This window comes from Pseudomonas sp. MF6751, from assembly GCF_016613265.1.
Classification (GTDB): Bacteria; Pseudomonadota; Gammaproteobacteria; order Pseudomonadales; family Pseudomonadaceae; genus Aquipseudomonas; species Aquipseudomonas fluorescens_BV.
This window is the reverse complement of the sequence record NZ_JAENSV010000002.1, coordinates 283,424-298,177: the sequence shown is the minus strand read 5'-3', so window position 1 is coordinate 298,177 and position 14,754 is coordinate 283,424. Positions and strand designations below refer to the sequence as shown.

The 14,754-nt window shown below is 57.1% G+C and carries 18 protein-coding genes; 17 read left to right on the top strand and 1 reads right to left on the bottom strand.

The genetic code is table 11. From position 1 onward, the window contains the following. Positions 1-4: 4 nt before the first annotated feature. The 14 genes from rplF to bfr all read left to right on the top strand — a co-directional run bounded on the left by rplF (position 5) and on the right by bfr (position 8,800). Positions 5-538 (top strand): 50S ribosomal protein L6, encoded by a 534-nt coding sequence (gene rplF / locus JJD66_RS03235; protein WP_003194640.1) that lies wholly within the window; start codon positions 5-7, stop codon positions 536-538. Between the two features lie 10 nt (positions 539-548). Beyond that, positions 549-899: a 50S ribosomal protein L18 gene (gene rplR / locus JJD66_RS03230; protein WP_003186037.1), complete on the top strand. Its 351-nt coding sequence runs from the start codon at positions 549-551 to the stop codon at positions 897-899. Positions 900-902: 3 nt separating this feature from the next. Further along, entirely contained in the window at positions 903-1,403 is a 501-nt protein-coding gene (gene rpsE / locus JJD66_RS03225) for a 30S ribosomal protein S5 (RefSeq protein ID WP_003176409.1), read from the top strand. Between the two features lie 2 nt (positions 1,404-1,405). Further along, a complete protein-coding gene (gene rpmD, locus JJD66_RS03220) occupies positions 1,406-1,582 on the top strand; it encodes a 50S ribosomal protein L30 (RefSeq protein ID WP_003176408.1) in 177 nt (58 codons plus the stop codon). A 3-nt stretch (positions 1,583-1,585) separates the two neighbouring features. After that, positions 1,586-2,023 carry a 50S ribosomal protein L15 gene (gene rplO, locus JJD66_RS03215; protein ID WP_003176407.1) on the top strand — a complete coding sequence of 146 codons (438 nt, stop codon included), beginning with the start codon at positions 1,586-1,588 and terminating at the stop codon, positions 2,021-2,023. Next, entirely contained in the window at positions 2,024-3,352 is a 1,329-nt protein-coding gene (secY, locus tag JJD66_RS03210) for a preprotein translocase subunit SecY (protein ID WP_003194637.1), read from the top strand. Between the two features lie 28 nt (positions 3,353-3,380). Beyond that, on the top strand, positions 3,381-3,497 hold the full coding sequence (gene rpmJ / locus JJD66_RS03205; RefSeq protein WP_002555468.1) for a 50S ribosomal protein L36: 117 nt from the start codon (positions 3,381-3,383) through the stop codon (positions 3,495-3,497). Positions 3,498-3,626: 129 nt separating this feature from the next. Next, positions 3,627-3,983: a 30S ribosomal protein S13 gene (gene rpsM, locus JJD66_RS03200; RefSeq protein ID WP_003194635.1), complete on the top strand. Its 357-nt coding sequence runs from the start codon at positions 3,627-3,629 to the stop codon at positions 3,981-3,983. A 30-nt stretch (positions 3,984-4,013) separates the two neighbouring features. After that, the gene (gene rpsK / locus JJD66_RS03195) at positions 4,014-4,403 is read left to right on the top strand and encodes a 30S ribosomal protein S11 (RefSeq protein WP_002555466.1); all 390 of its coding nucleotides are present in this window, start codon (positions 4,014-4,016) and stop codon (positions 4,401-4,403) included. 18 nt (positions 4,404-4,421) lie between these two features. Beyond that, positions 4,422-5,042, top strand: a complete 621-nt coding sequence (rpsD, locus tag JJD66_RS03190) for a 30S ribosomal protein S4 (RefSeq protein WP_003176404.1) — start codon at positions 4,422-4,424, stop codon at positions 5,040-5,042. 22 nt (positions 5,043-5,064) lie between these two features. Beyond that, positions 5,065-6,066: a DNA-directed RNA polymerase subunit alpha gene (locus JJD66_RS03185; protein ID WP_003176403.1), complete on the top strand. Its 1,002-nt coding sequence runs from the start codon at positions 5,065-5,067 to the stop codon at positions 6,064-6,066. A gap of 41 nt (positions 6,067-6,107) precedes the next feature. Beyond that, the gene (rplQ, locus tag JJD66_RS03180) at positions 6,108-6,494 is read left to right on the top strand and encodes a 50S ribosomal protein L17 (protein WP_003176402.1); all 387 of its coding nucleotides are present in this window, start codon (positions 6,108-6,110) and stop codon (positions 6,492-6,494) included. A 237-nt stretch (positions 6,495-6,731) separates the two neighbouring features. After that, positions 6,732-8,180: a catalase gene (locus JJD66_RS03175; protein ID WP_044269390.1), complete on the top strand. Its 1,449-nt coding sequence runs from the start codon at positions 6,732-6,734 to the stop codon at positions 8,178-8,180. A 155-nt stretch (positions 8,181-8,335) separates the two neighbouring features. Beyond that, positions 8,336-8,800, top strand: a complete 465-nt coding sequence (gene bfr, locus JJD66_RS03170) for a bacterioferritin (protein ID WP_003176400.1) — start codon at positions 8,336-8,338, stop codon at positions 8,798-8,800. Between the two features lie 67 nt (positions 8,801-8,867). On the opposite strand, the gene uvrA is transcribed toward bfr, so the two are convergent. Further along, the gene (gene uvrA, locus JJD66_RS03165) at positions 8,868-11,702 is read right to left on the bottom strand and encodes an excinuclease ABC subunit UvrA (RefSeq protein WP_003194630.1); all 2,835 of its coding nucleotides are present in this window, start codon (positions 11,700-11,702) and stop codon (positions 8,868-8,870) included. Positions 11,703-11,880: 178 nt separating this feature from the next. Between uvrA and JJD66_RS03160 the strand changes: the two genes are divergently transcribed. The 3 genes from JJD66_RS03160 to tam all read left to right on the top strand — a co-directional run bounded on the left by JJD66_RS03160 (position 11,881) and on the right by tam (position 14,748). Beyond that, on the top strand, positions 11,881-13,275 hold the full coding sequence (locus JJD66_RS03160; protein ID WP_014720149.1) for an MFS transporter: 1,395 nt from the start codon (positions 11,881-11,883) through the stop codon (positions 13,273-13,275). A 9-nt stretch (positions 13,276-13,284) separates the two neighbouring features. After that, the gene (locus JJD66_RS03155; RefSeq protein ID WP_105228726.1) at positions 13,285-13,800 is read left to right on the top strand and encodes a single-stranded DNA-binding protein; all 516 of its coding nucleotides are present in this window, start codon (positions 13,285-13,287) and stop codon (positions 13,798-13,800) included. A gap of 186 nt (positions 13,801-13,986) precedes the next feature. Next, on the top strand, positions 13,987-14,748 hold the full coding sequence (tam, locus tag JJD66_RS03150) for a trans-aconitate 2-methyltransferase (protein ID WP_054896951.1): 762 nt from the start codon (positions 13,987-13,989) through the stop codon (positions 14,746-14,748). Positions 14,749-14,754: the final 6 nt, after the last annotated feature.

Genomic DNA, 14,754 nt, shown 5'->3' with positions numbered 1-14,754 from the left:
AAGCATGTCTCGCGTCGCTAAGAACCCCGTTAAGCTGCCAGCCGGTGTCGAAGTCAAATTCGCAGGCCAACAGCTTTCGGTGAAGGGTGCCAAGGGTACTCTTGAACTGAACATCCATTCGTCCGTTGAGATCGTTGAAGAAGCTGGTGAGCTGCGTTTCGCTGCTCGCAATGGCGATCAACAAACTCGCGCAATGGCCGGTACCACGCGTGCGTTGGTAAACAACATGGTCCAGGGCGTAAGCCAAGGCTTCGAGCGTAAGCTCCAGCTGGTCGGTGTTGGTTACAAAGCGCAAGCAAAAGGCACGGTTTTGAACCTTGCCCTTGGCTTCTCGCACCCAGTGGATTACGAACTGCCAGCGGGCATCACTGCTGAGACTCCTAGCCAGACCGATATCCTGATCAAGGGCATCGACAAGCAGCTGGTAGGTCAAGTGGCCGCTGAGATCCGCGACTTCCGTCCACCAGAGCCGTACAAAGGCAAAGGTGTGCGCTACGCGGACGAAGTCGTCCGTCGTAAAGAAGCCAAGAAGAAGTAGGGCATAGCAAATGACCGACAAAAAAGTTACTCGACTGCGTCGCGCTCGCAAAGCACGCCTGAAAATGCACGAACTCGAAGTCGTGCGTCTCTGCGTGTTCCGCTCGTCGCAGCACATCTACGCCCAGGTCATCTCGGCCGACGGCAACAAAGTCCTGGCAAGCGCCTCGACTTTGGATAAAGAACTGCGTGATGGTGCCACTGGCAACATCGACGCGGCCACAAAGGTTGGCCAGCTGGTCGCTACGCGTGCTAAGGCCGCTGGCGTCTCGCAAGTGGCTTTCGACCGCTCTGGCTTCAAGTACCATGGCCGCGTGAAAGCGCTGGCTGATGCTGCTCGTGAAGCTGGGCTGGAGTTCTAAGTTATGTCAAATAACGACCAAAAGCGCGACGAAGGCTACATTGAGAAGCTGGTTCAAGTTAACCGCGTAGCCAAAACCGTTAAAGGCGGCCGTATCTTCACTTTCACCGCGTTGACCGTGGTGGGTGATGGTAAAGGGCGTGTTGGCTTCGGCCGTGGCAAGTCACGTGAAGTGCCTGCTGCGATCCAGAAGGCAATGGAAGCTGCTCGTCGCAACATGATCCAAGTTGATCTGAACGGCACCACTCTGCAGTACGCAATGAAGTCCGCTCACGGCGCTTCGAAGGTGTACATGCAGCCTGCTTCTGAAGGTACCGGTATCATCGCTGGCGGCGCTATGCGTGCTGTCCTCGAAGTTGCTGGCGTTCAGAACGTTCTGGCCAAGTGCTACGGCTCGACTAACCCGGTAAACGTGGTTCACGCCACTTTCAAGGGTCTGAAGGCTATGCAATCTCCTGAGTCCATCGCTGCCAAGCGTGGCCTGACTGTCAAGGAGATCTTCTGATCATGGCTACCGTTAAAGTAACGCTGATCAAAAGCATGACCGGCCGCATCCCTAACCACAAATTGTGCGTTAAAGGTTTGGGTCTGCGTCGCATCGGTCACACTGTAGAAGTCCAGGATACTCCCGAGAATCGCGGGATGATCAACAAGGCTTACTACATGCTGCGTGTAGAGGGTTAATCGATGAAACTCAATGATCTGAGTCCAGCGCCGGGTTCCCGTCGCGAAAAGCATCGTCCGGGCCGTGGTATCGGTAGTGGTTTGGGTAAGACCGGTGGCCGTGGCCACAAGGGTCAAACCTCCCGCTCCGGTGGCACCATTGCTCCAGGCTTTGAAGGCGGTCAACAGCCGCTGCATCGTCGCCTGCCTAAGTTCGGTTTCGTGTCCCTGAAAGCCATGGATCGCGCAGAAGTGCGTCTGTCCGAGCTGGCTAAAGTGGAAGGCGACATCGTTACTGTGCAGACCCTGAAAGATGCCAACGTGATCAACGTCAACGTACAGCGTGTGAAAATCATGCTGTCCGGTGAAGTGACTCGCGCTGTCACTATCGGCAAGGGAATCGGCGCCACCAAAGGTGCGCGTTCGGCTATCGAAGCAGCTGGCGGCAAGTTCGAGGAATAAATGGCTAAGCAAGGTGCTCTCTCAGCGCTCGGCAAAGGCGGTATGTCTGAACTTTGGGCTCGTCTGCGTTTTCTGTTCCTGGCGATTATCGTCTACCGAATAGGCGCACACATCCCGGTTCCAGGTATCAACCCGGACCGACTCGCAGACCTGTTTCGACAGAATGAGGGGACCATTCTTAGCTTGTTCAACATGTTTTCCGGCGGCGCGCTGGAGCGGATGAGCATCTTTGCACTGGGGATCATGCCGTATATCTCGGCATCGATCATCATGCAACTGATGACAGCCGTCAGCCCGCAGCTGGAGCAGTTGAAGAAGGAAGGTGAAGCTGGCCGTCGCAAGATTAGCCAGTACACCCGCTACGGCACTGTCGTCCTCGCCCTGGTTCAAGCTATCGGCATGTCCGTTGGCCTGGCAGGGCAGGGCGTTGCGTTCACTGGTGACTTTGGCTTCCATTTCGTCGCGGTATCCACGTTTGTGGCTGGTGCGATGTTCATGATGTGGCTGGGTGAGCAGATTACTGAGCGTGGTGTTGGCAACGGTATCTCGATGTTGATTTTCGCAGGTATCGTCGCCGGTCTTCCGAGAGCAATCGGGCAGTCTTTCGAGTCTGCGCGTCAGGGTGATATCAATATCTTCGCCTTGGTTGCCATCGGTTTGCTGGCAGTAGCGATTATCGGTTTTGTGGTGTTCATTGAGCGTGGCCAGCGTCGTATTGCTGTTCACTACGCCAAGCGTCAGCAGGGCCGTAAGGTCTTTGCTGCGCAGACCAGCCACTTGCCGCTGAAAGTGAATATGGCCGGTGTTATTCCGGCAATTTTCGCGAGCAGCATCTTGCTGTTTCCGGCTTCGTTGGGTACCTGGTTTGGTCAGTCTGAAAATATGGGCTGGCTGCAGGACCTCTCTCAGTCGATCGCTCCTGGTCAGCCGTTGAATATTCTGCTGTTTAGTGCAGGGATTATTTTCTTCTGCTTCTTCTATACGGCGTTGATGTTCAATCCGAAAGACGTAGCGGAAAACCTGAAGAAGTCCGGTGCCTTTATTCCGGGCATCCGTCCAGGTGAGCAGTCGGCACGCTACATTGATGGCGTTCTGACCCGTTTGACCCTGTTCGGTGCTCTATATATGACGGCCGTATGCTTGTTGCCCCAGTTCCTGGTGGTTGCAGCAAACGTTCCGTTCTACCTTGGCGGGACCTCGTTGCTGATCGTGGTCGTGGTTGTGATGGACTTCATGTCCCAAGTACAATCGCACCTCGTTTCGCACCAGTACGAATCCCTGATGAAGAAAGCCAACCTGAAGGGCTACGGCAGCGGCATGTTGCGCTGAGTACCCCATAAGGTTCGAGGAGTTGGTGATGAAAGTTCGTGCATCGGTGAAAAAGCTGTGCCGTAACTGCAAGATTATTCGCCGCGAAGGTGTTGTTCGAGTAATTTGCAGCGCGGAACCGCGTCACAAACAGCGCCAAGGCTGAGTGTGATCCGCTTGAAGCCCGGCAGCTAGTGCGCTGCCGGGTTGATTATTTGTTATTACAGCGATATTATCTCGCGCCCTATTTCTTGGCTTCCGGGGCGTAGGTAGCTGTCAATTGGAGTCCCACTGAATGGCCCGTATTGCAGGCGTTAACATTCCAGATAACAAGCACACTGTTATCTCGCTGACCTACATCTATGGTGTTGGTCGCACTACTGCGCAGAAAATTTGCGCGGTTGCTGGGGTAAACCCAGCCGCTAAGATCAAGGATCTGAGCGACGAGCAGATTGAACAGCTGCGTGGCGAAGTGGCGAAGTTCACCACTGAAGGTGACCTGCGTCGCGAAATCAACATGAAAATCAAGCGTTTGATGGACCTCGGTTGCTATCGCGGTCTGCGTCATCGTCGTGGTCTTCCAGTACGCGGTCAGCGTACCAAGACTAACGCGCGTACCCGTAAAGGTCCGCGTAAGCCGATCCGCAAGTAATCGCCCCAGCGAATCGACAGGAAAATTATCATGGCAAAACCTGCTGCTCGTCCTCGTAAAAAAGTTAAAAAGACAGTGGTTGATGGCATCGCCCACATCCATGCATCTTTTAACAACACCATCGTGACCATCACCGACCGTCAAGGTAACGCGCTTTCTTGGGCTACCTCCGGTGGTTCGGGTTTCCGCGGTTCCCGCAAGTCCACCCCGTTTGCTGCTCAAGTAGCTGCTGAACGTGCTGGTCAAGCTGCGCTGGAATATGGCCTGAAAAACCTCGACGTTAACGTCAAAGGTCCAGGTCCAGGTCGTGAGTCTGCTGTCCGTGCTTTGAACGGCTGTGGCTATAAGATCGCCAGCATCACCGACGTGACGCCAATCCCGCACAACGGGTGCCGTCCGCCGAAGAAGCGCCGCGTGTAATCCAGGAGATTGTAAAGAATGGCTCGTTACATTGGTCCAAAATGCAAACTCGCTCGTCGCGAAGGCACCGATCTCTTCCTGAAGAGCGGCGTGCGCGCGATCGAATCGAAGTGCAACATTGAAGCAGCACCTGGTATCCACGGCCAACGCCGCGGTCGCCAGTCCGACTACGGCACCCAACTGCGTGAAAAGCAGAAGGTCCGTCGTATCTACGGCGTTCTCGAGCGTCAGTTCAGCGGCTACTACAAAGAAGCTGCTGGCAAGAAAGGTGCAACCGGTGAAAACCTGCTGCAACTGCTCGAATGCCGTCTGGACAACGTTGTATACCGTATGGGCTTTGGTTCGACTCGTGCCGAATCCCGTCAGCTGGTATCGCACAAGTCGATCAGCGTTAACGGTCAGACCGTAAACGTTCCGTCCTACCAGGTTCGTGCTGGTGACGTGGTCGCAGTTCGCGAGAAAGCAAAAAACCAACTTCGCATTGTCCAAGCTCTCGATCTGTGTGCCCAACGTGGCCGCGTAGAATGGGTAGAAGTAGACACTGAGAAGAAGTCGGGCGTTTTCAAGAACGTTCCTGCTCGCAGTGATCTGTCCGCCGACATCAACGAAAGCCTGATTGTCGAGCTCTACTCCAAGTAAGGGCTAGAAAATAGGTGCATCCATGCAGATTTCGGTAAATGAGTTCCTGACACCCCGCCACATTGATGTGCAGGTTGTCAGTCCAACCCGCGCCAAAATTACTCTCGAGCCTCTCGAGCGTGGTTTTGGCCACACCCTGGGCAACGCGCTGCGCCGCATCCTGTTGTCCTCAATGCCCGGCTGTGCAGTAGTCGAGGCCGAGATTGACGGTGTGCTCCACGAGTACAGCGCCATCGAAGGTGTACAGGAAGACGTAATTGAAATCCTGTTGAACCTTAAAGGTCTGGCTATCAAGCTGCACGGCCGTGACGAAGTTACGCTGACCTTGTCGAAGAAGGGTTCGGGGGTGGTTACCGCTGCCGATATTCAGCTGGATCATGATGTCGAGATCGTTAACCCCGATCACGTAATCGCTAACCTGGCGTCTAACGGCGCCCTGAACATGAAGCTCACTGTAGCTCGTGGTCGTGGTTATGAACCGGCCGACTCGCGTCAGAGCGATGAAGACGAAAGCCGCAGCATTGGTCGCTTGCAGCTTGACTCTTCGTTCAGCCCGGTTCGCCGTATCGCATACGTGGTGGAAAACGCCCGTGTCGAGCAGCGTACTAACCTGGACAAGCTGGTTATTGATCTGGAAACCAACGGTACCCTGGATCCTGAAGAGGCTATCCGCCGCGCTGCAACCATTCTGCAACAGCAGTTGGCTGCGTTCGTCGACCTCAAAGGTGACAGCGAACCAGTGGTAATCGAGCAGGAAGACGAGATCGATCCGATCCTGCTTCGCCCGGTTGACGATCTGGAACTGACTGTACGTTCGGCTAACTGCCTTAAGGCGGAAAACATTTACTACATCGGTGACCTGATCCAGCGCACCGAAGTAGAACTGTTGAAGACTCCGAACCTGGGCAAGAAATCCTTGACTGAAATCAAGGACGTTCTGGCCTCCCGCGGTCTGTCCCTCGGCATGCGCCTCGACAACTGGCCGCCTGCAAGTCTTAAGAAGGACGACAAGGCGACTGCCTGATCGTCGTAATCACCGAACGTGAGTTTGGTAAGGAATGAACCATGCGTCATCGTAAAAGTGGTCGTCACCTGAGCCGTACCAGCTCGCACCGCAAGGCCATGTTCCAAAACATGGCGGTGTCGCTGTTCGAGCACGAGCTGATCAAAACTACACTGCCGAAAGCTAAAGAACTGCGTCGCGTTGCTGAGCCGCTGATCACTTTGGCCAAGACAGACAGCCTGGCTAACCGCCGTCTGGCTTTCGACCGTACTCGTTCGAAAGCTATCGTTGGTAAGCTCTTCAACGACCTGGGCAAGCGTTACGCTACCCGTGAGGGCGGCTACCTGCGCATCCTCAAGTGCGGTTTCCGCGCTGGCGACAACGCGCCTATGGCGTACGTCGAGTTGGTTGATCGTGCTACTGCTGGCGAAGCTGTAAGCGCCGAGTAATACGACAAGCTGCAACGAAGAACCGGGCCTAGTGCCCGGTTTTTTGTGCGCGTAATAAAAGCGCGTTGCGTACAAGAATCTTCAGGCGACACGCTTCACTATGAGCATCGGGCATGTTGGTAGTTATTTTCTATTGAAGCCTACAATTTAATGAATTTGTAGGTGTCATGTGAATGGTCAATACTCCCTCCAAGCCGATTAGCCGGCAGTTTCAAGCCCGACCTGAGGAAGATGCGCATGAGCCAGAATAAAGTCCTTACCACCGCCAGCGGCGCGCCCGTTGCGGACAATCAGAACTCACGTTCCGCCGGCCCTCGTGGCCCCTTGCTGCTCGACGATTTTCACCTGATCGAGAAGCTCGCTCACTTCAACCGTGAAAACATCCCTGAGCGTCGCGTGCACGCCAAAGGTTCGGGTGCCTTCGGTACCTTCACGGTGACAAAAGACATTACCCAATACACCAGCGCCAAATTGTTCGAGTCCGTTGGCAAGCAGACCCCTACGTTCCTGCGTTTCTCCACGGTAGGTGGGGAGCGCGGTTCGGCCGACACTGAGCGCGATCCACGTGGCTTCGCCTTGAAGTTCTACACCGAGGAAGGCAACTGGGACATCGTCGGTAACAACACCCCTGTGTTTTTTATCCGTGATCCGCTGAAGTTCCCGGATTTTATCCACACCCAGAAACGCCTGCCGCAGAGCAACCTGAAAAGCGCGCAGATGATGTGGGATTTTTGGTCGCACTCCCCTGAGGCATTGCACCAGGTCACCATCCTGTTTTCGGACCGCGGGATTCCAGACGGCTACCGTCACATGCACGGTTTCGGCAGCCACACTTACAGTCTGATCAATGCCCAGGGCGAGCGTCATTGGGTGAAGTGGCACTACAAGACCAAGCAAGGCATCAAGAACCTGGCTCCGGCCGAGGCTGCCCGCTTGGCGGGTACCGATCCTGACTACGCCCAACGCGATCTGTTTGGTGCAATCGAGCGCGGTGACTTCCCCAAGTGGCGCGTGTGCATCCAGATCATGACCGAGGCGCAGGCGAATGCCCATTACGAAAACCCGTTTGATGTGACCAAGACCTGGTCGCAAAAAGAGTTCCCGTTGATTGAAGTGGGTGAGCTGGAGCTCAACCGTAATCCGCAGAACTACTTCGCGGAAGTTGAGCAGGCTGCATTTGGCCCAAGCAACATGGTCCCAGGCGTTGGCCTGTCCCCAGACCGTATGCTCCAAGGTCGGGTGTTCGCCTACGCCGATGCTCACCGCTATCGTGTGGGTACCAACCACCAGCAACTGCCGGTGAACGCGCCACGTAGCCCGGTTAACAGCTACCAGCGTGACGGTTCCATGGCTTTCGGCAGCAACGGTGGGGCGGCTCCGAACTACGAGCCAAACAGCTATGCCGACGCACCGAAACAAGCCCCGCAATATGCAGAGCCAGCACTGGCCCTGAGCGGCGCTGCCGATCGTTACGATCACCGCGAAGATACGGACTACTACAGCCACGCCGGTGCGCTGTTCCGTCTGATGAATGATGAGCAGAAAGCGTTGCTCACCAATAACATCGCGGGCGCAATGGCTGGGGTTTCCAGCGATGTGGTCCAGCGTCAACTGCAGCACTTCTATAAGGCTGACCCGGCTTATGGAGAAGCAATTGCAAAGGCACTGGGTGTATCGCTTAACTGACTCTAAACGATAAGCAGAACCGCCCTCATTTGGGCGGTTTTTGCGTTATTTCAGCTACTTTTCTCCGGAAATCTTCACTTTTCTGCCGTTTGTCCCGTGACCTTCAAGTCAGCATGGTTCAAACTACAGTCTTTCAAGCAGGGAGATGTAGGGCGATGCAAGGTCACCCCGACGTAATCGATTACCTCAACACGTTGCTGACGGGCGAACTGGCAGCTCGTGACCAATATTTCATCCATTCGCGTATGTACGAAGACTGGGGCTTTACCGAGCTCTATGAGCGTATCAACCACGAAATGGAAGAAGAGGCACAGCACGCTGACGCCCTGATGCGCCGCATTCTGATGCTCGAAGGCACGCCGCGTATGCGTCCTGATGATCTGGACGTGGGTACCACAGTGCCTGATATGCTCGCTGCCGATCTTCGCCTTGAGTACAAGGTCCGTGCCGCACTCTGCAAGGGCATTGAGCTTTGCGAACAGCACAACGACTATGTCACCCGCGAAATATTGCGGGTGCAGTTGAATGACACCGAAGAAGATCACACCTACTGGCTGGAAAAGCAGTTGGGCCTGATCAAGTTGATCGGCCTGGAGAATTACCTGCAATCGCAGTTCTGATTCCCGGTTACAAAAAAGCCCCTGTCACCGCAAAGTGGCAGGGGCTTTTTATTGGGCGATGAAAAAATCAGGCCCTGTCGCGTTCCAGCAACGGTTTCAAGTAGTAACCGGTGTGCGATTGAGGCATTTCGGAAACCTGCTCCGGAGTGCCCACTGCGATGATCTGGCCACCCTTAGAACCACCTTCTGGCCCCAGGTCTACCAGCCAGTCGGCAGTCTTGATCACATCAAGGTTGTGCTCGATCACCACCACGGTATTGCCGTGGTCCCGCAAGCGGTGCAGTACGTCCAGCAACTGCTGGATATCCGCGAAGTGCAGGCCAGTGGTCGGCTCATCGAGGATGTACAAGGTTTTGCCGGTATCACGCTTGGACAGCTCGCGAGATAGCTTGACCCGCTGCGCCTCGCCACCCGACAGCGTGGTCGCTGACTGCCCCAGCTTGATGTACGACAGGCCCACATCCATCAGCGTCTGCAGCTTGCGCGCCAGCGCCGGCACTGCGTCGAAGAACTCGCGAGCTTCCTCGATCGTCATCTCCAGGGTTTCATGGATGCTCTTGCCCTTGTACTTGATCTCCAGGGTCTCGCGGTTGTAGCGCTTGCTCTTGCACACATCGCACGGCACGTAGATGTCCGGCAGGAAGTGCATTTCCACCTTGATCAGGCCATCGCCCTGGCACGCTTCACAGCGGCCACCCTTGACGTTGAACGAGAAGCGGCCCGGCCCATAACCCCGTGAGCGCGACTCTGGCACGCCAGCGAACAACTCACGGATAGGGGTAAACAGCCCGGTGTAGGTGGCTGGGTTGGAGCGAGGCGTACGCCCAATCGGGCTCTGGTCGATGTCGACCACCTTGTCCAGATGCTCCAGGCCCTTGATGCTGTCGTGAGCCGCCGCTTCCAGGGTGGTCGCGCCATTCAGGGCGGTGGCACTCAGTGGGAACAGGGTGTTGTTGATCAGCGTCGACTTGCCCGAACCGGAAACACCGGTCACGCAGGTCAGCAGGCCCAGCGGAATCTCCAGGTCGACATTGCGCAGGTTGTTCCCGCGCGCGCCCTTTAGATGCAGCGCCATCTTCTTGTTACGCGGCGTTCGCTTGGCGGGTACTTCAATCTTCACACGGCCGGACAAGTATTTGCCGGTCAGTGAGTCAGGATGTGCCATCACCTCGGCAGGCGTGCCTTCAGCAACGATATGGCCGCCATGCACGCCCGCGCCGGGGCCGATATCGACCACGTAGTCCGCCAGGCGGATAGCGTCTTCATCATGCTCGACCACAATCACGGTATTGCCGATATCGCGAAGGTGTTTCAGCGTGCCCAGCAGGCGGTCGTTATCCCGTTGGTGCAAGCCAATCGACGGCTCGTCGAGGATATACAGCACGCCCACGAGGCCGGCGCCGATCTGGCTGGCCAGGCGAATGCGCTGTGCCTCACCGCCAGACAGGGTATCGGCACTGCGGTCCAGCGACAGATAGTCCAGGCCCACGTTGACCAGGAACTGCAATCGCTCGCGAATCTCCTTGAGGATCTTGTCGGCAATCTCTCCACGACGACCGGTCAGCTTCAGCACGCCAAAGTATTCACAGGCATCGCCGATCGGCAGGTTGGTTACTGCCGGCAGGGTCTTCTCGCCCACCCATACATGCCGGGCTTCACGGCGCAGGCGCGTGCCACGGCAATCCGGGCATGGCTGTGTGCTGAGGAACTTCGCCAGCTCCTCGCGCACGCTCGCCGATTCGGTTTCGCGGTAACGGCGTTCCAGGTTCGGCACGATGCCTTCGAACGGGTGCGAGCGCTTGACGATATCGCCGCGATCGTTCAGGTATTTGAAGTCGACATTCTGTGAACCGCTGCCATTTAGAATGACCTTCTGCTGGTCTGCTGGCAGTTGGTTGAACGGTACTTCCAGGCTGAACTTGTAGTGGGAGGCCAACGACCCAAGCATCTGGAAGTAGTAGACGTTACGCCTGTCCCATCCGCGTATCGCACCCTCGGCCAAGGTCAGCTCGCCATTGACCAGGCGCTTGATGTCGAAAAACTGCTTCACACCCAGGCCGTCGCAAGTCGGGCAGGCGCCGGCCGGGTTGTTGAAGGAAAACAGTTTGGGTTCCAGCTCGCTGATGGCATGGCCACAGATCGGGCAGGCGAAGCGTGCGGAGAAGATGATCTCTTCGCCCGGCTCGTCATCCATCGGCGCTACCAGGGCAATGCCATCGGCCAGCTTCAGCGCGGTTTCGAACGATTCCGCCAAACGCTGCTGCAAGTCGGCGCGCACCTTGAATCGGTCGACCACCACATCAATGGAGTGCTTTTTCTGCTTGTCCAGCTTCGGCGCTTCGTCCAGCTCATAGAGCTTGCCGTTGATGCGCGCACGTACAAAACCCTGGGCACGCAGCTCTTCGAAGACCGACAGGTGTTCGCCCTTGCGCTCGCGAATGACAGGCGCCAGCAGCATCAGCTTGGCGCCTTCGGGCTGGGCCAGCACCAGGTCGACCATCTGGCTGACGGTCTGGGCTTCCAGGGGGATATCGTGGTCCGGGCAGCGGGGGATACCCACGCGTGCGTAGAGCAGGCGCAGGTAGTCGTAGATCTCGGTAATGGTACCCACGGTGGAGCGCGGGTTGTGGGACGTGGATTTCTGCTCGATGGAAATAGCCGGCGACAGGCCTTCAATGGTGTCGACATCGGGCTTTTCCATCATCGACAGGAACTGCCGGGCGTAGGCCGACAGCGATTCCACATAGCGACGCTGACCTTCGGCATACAGCGTGTCGAACGCCAGGGACGATTTGCCGGAGCCGGACAAGCCGGTGATGACGATCAGTTTGTCCCGGGGCAGGGTCAGGTCGATGTTCTTCAGGTTGTGGGTTCTAGCCCCACGAATCAGGATCTTGTCCAAGATGGCCTCGCACGGCGGGCGTAAATGATGCCGGAGTATACGGCTAAAGACTGGATGAATATACACTGTCAAAACGCCGCCTGCAGCCTTACATGAAAGCTGCGCGGCAAAGCGCCGCATATACCCTCTCAATCGATGGGACTGGTAGAATCGCCGCCGGTTCACACGAGGTTTTTCCATGCACGATCCCCACAGCGAACGCATGAGTAGCGGCGAGACCCGAGCGGCAAGCGGGCTGGCCCTGGTGTTCGCCTTCCGTATGCTGGGCATGTTTATGGTGTTGCCAGTGCTGGCCACCTATGGGATGGATCTCGCAGGTGCGACCCCCGCCTTGATCGGCCTGGCGATTGGTGCCTATGGCCTGACCCAGGCGATTTTCCAGATCCCGTTCGGGATTATTTCCGACCGCATTGGCCGTCGCCCGGTGATCTATCTCGGGCTGATCGTATTCGCCCTTGGCAGTGTGCTAGCGGCCCAATCCGATTCGATCTGGGGCGTGATCGCCGGCCGCATCCTGCAGGGCGCCGGTGCGATTTCCGCCGCCGTGATGGCGCTGCTGTCGGACCTGACCCGCGAACAACACCGCACCAAGGCCATGGCGATGATCGGCATGACCATCGGCCTGTCGTTTGCCGTGGCCATGGTGGTCGGGCCCTTGCTCACGCGCGCGTTCGGCTTGCATGGGCTGTTCCTGGCCACGGGCGGCATGGCGTTGTTTGGCATCCTGATCGTTGCCTTTATGGTGCCGCGCTCCACCGGTACGCTGCAGCATCGTGAATCGGGCGTCGCACGCAAGGCGTTGCTTCCGACGCTCAAGCACCCGGACCTGCTGCGCCTGGATCTAGGTATCTTCGTATTACACGCCATGCTGATGTGCAGCTTCGTCGCCTTACCCCTGGCCCTGGTGGAAAAAGCTGGCCTGCCCAAGGAGCAGCACTGGTGGGTCTACCTCACTGCGCTGTTGATTTCGTTCTTCGCCATGATCCCGTTCATCATCTATGGCGAGAAGAAACGCAAAATGAAACGAGTTTTACTCGGCGCCGTCGCGACATTGATGCTCACTGAACTATTCTTCTGGCAGTTCGGCGATAGCCTGCGAGCACTGGTGATCGGTACGGTGGTGTTTTTCACCGCCTTCAACCTGCTCGAAGCGTCGTTGCCGTCACTGATCAGTAAAGTCTCACCGGCAGGCGGCAAGGGCACGGCCATGGGGGTGTATTCCACCAGCCAGTTCCTGGGTTCCGCGTTGGGCGGCATCATGGGCGGCTGGATGTTCCAGCATGGCGGTTTGTCGGTTGTGTTCCTCGGATGCGCCGGGCTGGCTGCACTTTGGCTGGTCTTTGCTGTTACCATGCGCGAACCTCCCTACGTCACCAGTCTGCGTTTGCCGCTATCGCCCGAGGCAATCCGCGAAGCCGGCCTGGTAGAGCGCCTGAAGGCTGTCGTAGGGGTAACGGATGCAGTCGTGGTCGCTGAAGAGGCGGCCATTTACATCAAATTGGACACCGAATTATTGGATCGCGCGACGCTCGAGCAACTGGTCAACCCAGTGCCGACAGCGCGCCCAGCCTAGGAGAACGTTATGGCCCGTGGGGTTAACAAAGTCATATTGGTCGGTACTTGCGGCCAGGATCCCGAAGTTCGCTACTTGCCTAACGGTAATGCTGTGACCAACCTGAGTCTGGCGACCAGCGAGCAATGGACCGATAAGCAGACCAACGAGCGCAAAGAGAAAACCGAGTGGCACCGCGTGTCGATGTTCGGCAAGGTCGCAGAGATCGCCGGTGAATACCTGCGCAAAGGTTCGCAGGTGTACATCGAAGGCAAACTGCAAACCCGCGAGTGGGAAAAAGACGGCATCAAGCGTTACACCACCGAAATCGTGGTCGACATGCAAGGCACCATGCAACTGCTGGGCGGCCGTCCACAGGGCGACCAACAGGGCCAGGGCGGCATGTCCAACTCGGCACCGCGCCCACAGCAGTCGCGTCCGCAGCCAAGCCAACAGCCACAGCGTGAGTCGCGCCCAGCACCACAACAGGCTGCCCCGCAACCGGCTCCGGATTTCGACAGCTTTGATGACGATATCCCGTTCTAAGGTCCAAGACCGACCCTGAACAAACAAAACCCCCGATAGCGAAAGCATCGGGGGTTTTTTTATGGTCGACGTGCAGGCGTCGCGCGCGGGGCGCCTTTGTACAGGCAGCACACCAATCCCAGCATTTGTTCTCATGGCTCACAAGATTTAGGCTGGCGCCACCTCTAAGAAAGAAGGAAGGCTGTGATGACCTGGTCCGCCAAGCAGTACACAATGTTCGAACAGCAGCGCACTCGCCCCGTCCGTGACCTGGTTGCGGCAATTCCCAACACCGACGTGGGCACCGCAGTCGACCTGGGGTGCGGGCCGGGAAACTCCACTGAAGTGCTGGCCGAGCGTTTCCCCCAAGCGCACGTCACTGGCATGGACAGCTCCGATGACATGTTGGCAGACGCCCGCAAGCGCCTGCCCAGGTTGAACTTCGAGCTGGCAGATATCGGCGCCTGGCATCCTGCGCAACGCTTGGATGTGATCCTGGCCAATGCCTCGCTGCAATGGCTGCCCGACCACGCCACGCTCTACCCGCATTTGGTCCACCAACTGAACCCAGGCGGTACGCTGGCGGTGCAAACCCCGGACAACCTTGACGAGCCCGCTCATCGCCTGGCCCGAGAAGTCGCGGCCGATGGCCCATGGTCGGCAAAGATAGGGGCGGTCAAACACAATGAACGGCACACCGCCAGTTATTACTACGAACTGCTGAGCAAGCATTGCAGTACCGTGGATGTGTGGCGCACCACCTATCAACACCCCTTGGCGGACCACGCAGCGGTGGTGGAGTGGTTCAAGGCTTCGGCATTGCGGCCTTTTCTTGCGCCGTTGACGGACGATGAAAAAGCCGCCTTCCTGCAGCAATACCAGGCGCGAATTACCCAGGCTTATCCAGCCCTGGCCGATGGCACGGTGTTGTTGCCCTTTCCGCGGCTGTTCATCATTGCCACACGCTAAAGCGAT

Bases quoted from the DNA above. Each gene is read 5' to 3' on its own strand.
- rpmD (WP_003176408.1), top strand. From the start codon at position 1,406: ATGGCTACCGTTAAAGTAACGCTGATCAAAAGCATGACCGGCCGCATC.
- secY (WP_003194637.1), top strand. From the start codon at position 2,024: ATGGCTAAGCAAGGTGCTCTCTCAGCGCTCGGCAAAGGCGGTATGTCT.
- JJD66_RS03185 (WP_003176403.1), top strand. From the start codon at position 5,065: ATGCAGATTTCGGTAAATGAGTTCCTGACACCCCGCCACATTGATGTG.
- JJD66_RS03160 (WP_014720149.1), top strand. From the start codon at position 11,881: ATGCACGATCCCCACAGCGAACGCATGAGTAGCGGCGAGACCCGAGCG.
- rpsD (WP_003176404.1), top strand. From the start codon at position 4,422: ATGGCTCGTTACATTGGTCCAAAATGCAAACTCGCTCGTCGCGAAGGC.
- JJD66_RS03175 (WP_044269390.1), top strand. From the start codon at position 6,732: ATGAGCCAGAATAAAGTCCTTACCACCGCCAGCGGCGCGCCCGTTGCG.
- tam (WP_054896951.1), top strand. From the start codon at position 13,987: ATGACCTGGTCCGCCAAGCAGTACACAATGTTCGAACAGCAGCGCACT.
- rpsM (WP_003194635.1), top strand. From the start codon at position 3,627: ATGGCCCGTATTGCAGGCGTTAACATTCCAGATAACAAGCACACTGTT.
- rplR (WP_003186037.1), top strand. From the start codon at position 549: ATGACCGACAAAAAAGTTACTCGACTGCGTCGCGCTCGCAAAGCACGC.
- rplQ (WP_003176402.1), top strand. From the start codon at position 6,108: ATGCGTCATCGTAAAAGTGGTCGTCACCTGAGCCGTACCAGCTCGCAC.
- rplF (WP_003194640.1), top strand. From the start codon at position 5: ATGTCTCGCGTCGCTAAGAACCCCGTTAAGCTGCCAGCCGGTGTCGAA.
- bfr (WP_003176400.1), top strand. From the start codon at position 8,336: ATGCAAGGTCACCCCGACGTAATCGATTACCTCAACACGTTGCTGACG.
- JJD66_RS03155 (WP_105228726.1), top strand. From the start codon at position 13,285: ATGGCCCGTGGGGTTAACAAAGTCATATTGGTCGGTACTTGCGGCCAG.
- rpsK (WP_002555466.1), top strand. From the start codon at position 4,014: ATGGCAAAACCTGCTGCTCGTCCTCGTAAAAAAGTTAAAAAGACAGTG.
- rpmJ (WP_002555468.1), top strand. From the start codon at position 3,381: ATGAAAGTTCGTGCATCGGTGAAAAAGCTGTGCCGTAACTGCAAGATT.
- rplO (WP_003176407.1), top strand. From the start codon at position 1,586: ATGAAACTCAATGATCTGAGTCCAGCGCCGGGTTCCCGTCGCGAAAAG.
- rpsE (WP_003176409.1), top strand. From the start codon at position 903: ATGTCAAATAACGACCAAAAGCGCGACGAAGGCTACATTGAGAAGCTG.